This is a genomic window from Dolichospermum lemmermannii CS-548, assembly GCF_028330815.1.
In the GTDB taxonomy this organism is placed as follows: domain Bacteria; phylum Cyanobacteriota; class Cyanobacteriia; order Cyanobacteriales; family Nostocaceae; genus Dolichospermum; species Dolichospermum lemmermannii.
This window is the reverse complement of the sequence record NZ_JAQMTJ010000211.1, coordinates 1-6,301: the sequence shown is the minus strand read 5'-3', so window position 1 is coordinate 6,301 and position 6,301 is coordinate 1. Positions and strand designations below refer to the sequence as shown.

Annotated in this window: 2 protein-coding genes and 1 pseudogene; 2 read left to right on the top strand and 1 reads right to left on the bottom strand. The window is 35.8% G+C overall.

Features of this window, described 5'->3' with window-relative positions:
* Positions 1-4,931, bottom strand: a pseudogene (locus PN450_RS13670) (hypothetical protein); the annotation flags it as partial.
* Between the two features lie 214 nt (positions 4,932-5,145).
* Here PN450_RS13670 and PN450_RS13665 point away from each other — a divergent pair.
* Positions 5,146-5,454: a helix-turn-helix domain-containing protein gene (locus PN450_RS13665; RefSeq protein WP_271836660.1), complete on the top strand. Its 309-nt coding sequence runs from the start codon at positions 5,146-5,148 to the stop codon at positions 5,452-5,454.
* The gene (locus PN450_RS13660; protein WP_334311492.1) at positions 5,387-6,100 is read left to right on the top strand and encodes an NB-ARC domain-containing protein; all 714 of its coding nucleotides are present in this window, start codon (positions 5,387-5,389) and stop codon (positions 6,098-6,100) included. The genes PN450_RS13665 and PN450_RS13660 overlap by 68 nt, the downstream gene beginning before the upstream one ends.
* Positions 6,101-6,301 lie beyond the last annotated feature (201 nt).

Below are 6,301 nucleotides of genomic sequence, written 5' to 3'. Positions count from 1 at the left end.
GCCGCAATCGTGTAAGTAACACTAGATTGAATGGTATCTGTACCTTCGTTGGCATTTTCGATAATGGTATCAGTGGTGCTATCAACAATGTAAGTATCGTCGTTTTTACCACCATAAAGGTGGTCATTACCAGCCCCACCATCTAAGACATCATCACCATCATCACCTACAAGGATGTCATTATCACTGTTTCCATAAAGGTAGTCATTGCTAGTTCCACCATAAAGCATATCCTCACCATCATCACCAAAAAGGGTGTCATTACCACCTTCGCCAAATAAAAGATCATTACCTTTTTTGCCATAGATGGTGTCAGGTGTATTTTCTCCATGCAGAATATCATTGCCATCAGTGCCATCTGTATTTTTACCACTAATAATAGGAGTATCCCTGATTGTATCGCCTATTTGGTGTTGAGGTTCTTTGTCGGCTGGAGCATCCAAACTATCATGCAGGGTCTTGATTTTGGTTGTTGCATATTCACCGATAGTTCTTGCCTCTTGAGAATGGATTACCTGCCAGTTCCCATCAAAAGAAACCTTTATACCTAATGTAGATCCCCACCATGTATTTCCCCAAGCCGCAACATAGTCATTGCTCAAGTTGTTATCATTTGTGTACTCAACATAAACCTCACCAGAACCTAGATTTCTTCCACCTATGAATGGCACAACATTAGGAATCTTGACATTGGCTTCACCGAACATATAAAGGTTTAAGTCGGAGGTAGCCAGGAACTGAGTGTTTGTAGTGATGAATTCACCTAAGATATTGAATTCAGATGATGCCCACAAATAACCTTTACCCCAATTGACTTCAGCAAGTCCCTTGCCTGTCATCAAACCGCCAAGAACGGTAATGTCGCCACTTGTTGTGAGATTGCTGCTGGTAATTGTTGCACTTGCATTTAACTTAACCAGTGAGCCACTCTTATTACCACCAGCCCAAAACGGTAGATTTAAGTTAATTTCAGCGCCTGCTGTTACACCAACGCTACCAGTAAATTTTGAGGTGTTTCCTCCTTCATATTGTCCTTTTATGCTTTGAAGATATGCACCCGTACCTGGAAGACCCATAATAAGTGCATTAATGTTATCTGCTTCAATATCGGCATAAGTTAAAACACCAGTATCAGTATTGAAAGTAAAATCAGCATCAATATCAATTCCACGGGGAATTGTTAGAGTTCCTTTAGCGTTTATTGTGCTGTTTGTAGTATTAATCCCTAATTTTGCATATTTGATTGTCCATCCTGGTACTATGTTGATATGACTGGCTGAGAATGTACCAACAACTTCCACAGGATTAGCAGAATTGTTGCTGATTTTGATATAGTTTGAGCCACTAAAATCAGCTGTAAAACTGTAAAAATTGGGAAGTACCAATTGACCTTGAATTTTTAAGTATTTTTCTAAAACGGTTTTGCCGTCTTTATCTATTACTTTTGCGTATTCAAGTTGAATATTTTTACCTTGTGTTCGTAGCTTCTGTAAACCCAGAAGATTGACATCAAATGTAGGAATTATAATTATCCCACCAGTTAAGTCAATTCCATCCTCATTAACAACTAAGTAATTTAAACCAGTTATATCTACAGTGGCATTTCCTAATGCTTGTGGAAGGATGATTCTACCTTGAGTTTTAAGTTCTGGGTCCCATAGTCTTGTATCAGTAAGATTTCGGTCAGGAGTATATTCTATTTTAGTAAGATTTACATTTGTCCCAAAAAAATCAAAATTAATATTACTACCTGTGAGGTTCTTAAGGCGACCATCGGCAAAAGAAACTCCTAGTTCAGCCGTTTTATTAAGACCATAATGTAGCGTTGTAGAACCTATAACTTTAACTGCTGTGATGGATTGTCCATAGGTTTTATTAACACTGACCTTAATATTTGTAAGTTTCCAGTCGCCATAGATACCTGTCTTGTCGTCATAGATACCTATATCACTGACAGAAAAATCGGCAGCCATAGCAAACTGAAGTGCATCATTTACCTTTTTAACTTTAATATAGTTTCCGTCTTTCAGATTTAAGGTTGCGTCTTTGAGACTTGGAACGATAAACTCACCTGTAATTGTTGCTTCTGATTCCTGAAAGTTAAAGTCTAAAGCAGCGTTTTTAGTTTGAATTTCTATTAAACCTAAAGCATTAAACTTTCTTGTTCCTGGTAGTTTTAATGACCCACCTGTTACAGCAATTCCATAGTCTCCAATAGTAATTGTCTGTGATTCATTAACTTTAACTTCTTCTCCTGGATAACCAATAATAATCTTATTATTTGTTCCCTGTTTTTCGTCAACTTCCACACTGACTTCTAAACCCCCAAGTTGCTCAGGGAGTTTCACTTTACCTTGTAGTTCAAGATGATCATCAACGATTGCTAAATCAGTAAATTTTACCTCAAATCCACCTATTTCAAAATCAGGATCGCTATCATTTCCTGATTCAGAAATGCTTGCTTCGAGATTATTTGCATCAAGCTCAATTTCACCTGTAAATAAAGCAGATGCTTGGTTATTACCTACGGAAGCATAAATTACAGGAGCTTTTTTACCAGTTGGTGATATCTTAGTGATTTTAATTTTGTTTATATTTCCAGCACCACCTGTAAGTTTTCCATCGCTACCTAATAAAGATTGTCCATTAGCATTTAAGAAATCTATATTTCCATCATCAACAAATAATAGTGGTTGAGATATACCGTCATAATCGTAACTGATAAACCAATCTTGATCGTCAGCGCTTTGTTCGAGATTGATATTTTGGAGATTTTCGGGATTATCTAATGATAATTGAAGCGGTAGTGGTGTTATTGTTTTTGTTTTTGTTAATTTTAGTCTTTTTTGGTTATTAGTTACGTAAGTATATTCTTCTATTGGAGTTTGTGCTCCAGAAAATTGAATTTCTGCGAATATTGGATAATGATGATCACTTTGAAATTTGGTATATGATATCGGGTTTTTCTGTGCGTCTAACAATGAAATCGGATTCAATATAGCACCAGCAACCTTTCCCATCACAAGGTCGTGATTATTTTGCCAACCAGTGTAACCTGCAAAAACTTGCCTCTGCCAAGTCCCATTTTGTTGTTGAACCAAGCCCCAAGCTTGTCGGTTTGCTGGAACACTACCAAGATTCAAATCTCCAAGAATTATCGGATTAACAAGAGTATTATCGCGCTGTATCAGATAATTTAACCTACCAAACGCATTTTGAGGTTCATTTCCAGGGGCCTCATTATGCCAAGTAAACAAAGTGTAATTTTTTGTTCCTTTTTGTGCTGTAAAGGTAATTGGAGGACGATAGTATGTATTAGTTTTATTCGGATCTGACGATACCCAAGCATTTGGATAAAGTTGTTGATTATTATCGGAGTACACCGGTTCATTATCTTTATAGAATCGTGGTCCAGATGTTAGCGTTTTATATTCTATTTCAAATGGATTTTTATTGTTTTGTACTGTATTTGTTGAAAGTAAATTTCCCAGAATGATATTTTTTCGAGATAAAATAAGATAGCCAGAACTATTACCAAGATTGGTATACCTTTGATTTACAGCATAAGGATATTCTTGGAGGACAACTTCAACATCCCAAGTATTAGGTAAAGTTTGATTTAAAAAAGTTGCTACTTCTTGTTTTAGAGCTAAAGAATCTGTTGAATTAGTGAATTTTGTTGAGTTAAATTCCTGCAACACCATTACATCTATCTTGTTATCAGCAGCAACTTGAGCTATTATTTTTAGACGATCATTGTGATTAGCTGCGACAACACCTGTTGCATTTCCATCATCTCTCCACATATTCCAAGTTCCTACTCTTAGAACATTCAGGTCATCATTTTCTTCAATCCCAATTTCTTCATTATTCCCCCGAACAACAGTAACCTTATCATTCTCTTCTCTTAAAGCCTTCAACTCCTCATCACTAAGCGTATTCCCCAACACCAGTTCCGAAAAAATATCCCCTTCATCCCCAGTTGCATCAATTTCATTAATATGAGAATCAACAAAATGCCCAATTTCTTCTATTAATACATCAGTAATTTTGGACGTATTACTAGCATATTTGTTAATAAACTCTACAGCCAAATAAACTTTTTGTGTATTGTCAGAAAAAGCCCCATTTCCTCCAGCAATCGCACCACGATTGACAATCTTGATAGTAGGAATATCAGTAAAATTCCCTTCAGCAAAATTATTAAATAATTTATCTGCTACTTCCCGATTAAAATCAGTACCAAAAGCTGTCTCTAACTTCTGGCTGTACTCAGGATCAAAACGGAACTTGCTGAGATAGTCATAGCTATCCCGTAAGGCTTGATCTACTATTCCATAGATATCCAACAAGTCCAATTCGCTGTTATTCTGAAGAGTATCAGCAAAAACAACCTTCAGATTATCCTTAAGCTTGGTTTCATCTAATTGTGTTTCTGGATTTTTAGAAACCTCAACAATAGTTCTACTAATAACTGTATCTGCTACACTCTCAACATGATTACCAAGATTACTGCTCACCACAGCATGAATAGGCTGATACTGTTCTAATTCACTGTTGTTATGATTGAAGAGGGTAGATTTTTTTAACCCTCTGTTTGCTGTAAAGAAAGGGCTATTATTTATATTGTTATTGAGTAAATTAGTTACGAAGAAAGGAATGATATTATCTGTACTTTTCTGCTTTTGTATATCTACAAATCCACTGTCTAAAGTAGAAACTTGTCCATGCTTACTGACATGATAACTATCAACAACAACTGATGTCGTGATTTGCGAAGCCTTGTCTGTCTTGGGAGTCAATCTAAATTGAGAATCACCCACCAATCCGCCATTTTCCAGGAAATTAGTCAATAAATCTGGATAATTGATTGTTTCCCCAGGAAAACGGAGTTTAGATGTATGGTTTGGTACAGTTTTGAAGTTTTTCATGATACACCCTTTTAGTTTACTTAGCATATACGCAATCTACCAAACCCTGTACCAACTTCCGTACTGACTTCATCTGACTTCATCTGACTTGAGAGCTAATTTTGACACCAAAAAACAAAACAACCATTGTCATCTATCTAAAGTATGAGAAGATATGACTCATAACATCTGAAATTTAGTCAAATCTGCTTGAAAAAGTAAATTATTTAACATTATGCCAAAGTCAATTAAGGTAAGCAATGACTGTATTCAACAGGTTAATATGGCACTTGGAGTTAATGGCTACCCCAACCAAAGAGCTTTAGCTTATGATACTGGATTGTCCTTAACTACAATTAGCAATTTCCTGACCGGTAAACCTGTTAGTTATACAAGCTTTGAAGAACTATGTCGGCGATTAAATCTAGATTGGCGAGAAATTACTACCAGTGTTGAAGTAATATTTACCCTCCCGCATACGCACAAATACGCAAAAAAAAAAACCAAATTTAAATCAATTCCCAGACTGGGGAACTGCAATTGATATTTCAGCATTTTACGGATATAGCCAAGAACTGACACAATTGCAGTCATGGATTTTACAAGATGGTTGTCGCTTACTAGGATTATTCGGTATAGGTGGAGTTGGGAAAACAACCTTAGCTACCCAACTTGCAAAACAAATTCAGGATCAATTTAATTACGTTTTTTGGCGTTCAGTACCGACAGTTCCATGTTTTGATAGTATGATGACTGACTTGCTATCTTTATTCTCCCATCACAAAGAAAACAAACTCAATATCAATCAAATTATCTATTATTTGCGTACCCATCGTTGTCTGATTATTTTGGATAATGTAGATATTGATCATCTGAAATATATGCAATTTATCAAAATAATTACTGAAACCCATCATCAAAGTTGTGTGATTTTCACCAGTCGAGAACAACATCAAGAATTCACTTTTTTAGAATATTGGCTATCATCAGTACGTTGTTTAAAGTTGTCTAATTCTTCAGAAATAGCCTTGTCTCTGATAGAATCACAACCAATATGGGGAACTGATCAAGAAAAGGATGATTTATGTAATCTCTGTAATAATAATCCTTTGAAAATTAAACAAATGATTGTTTCTATAATTCATTTATATAATGGGGATATTGGTAAGTTTTTAAAACGAAGTACATAATAGAGAGAACTTATATACTGGACAAATTTACGATTATATGTATTAATGAAATTGCCTCTTTTCAGACTTTTGGTGATAAGGTTCATTCTCGCTCCTATTCCTCTAAGAGGATGTTTTAAAAGTTTTTAATGTGTAAACAGACCCCTCTCCAAACCTCTCCCCTGGTAGGGGAGAGGCTTTAAAACCCCCATTCCCTTGTAG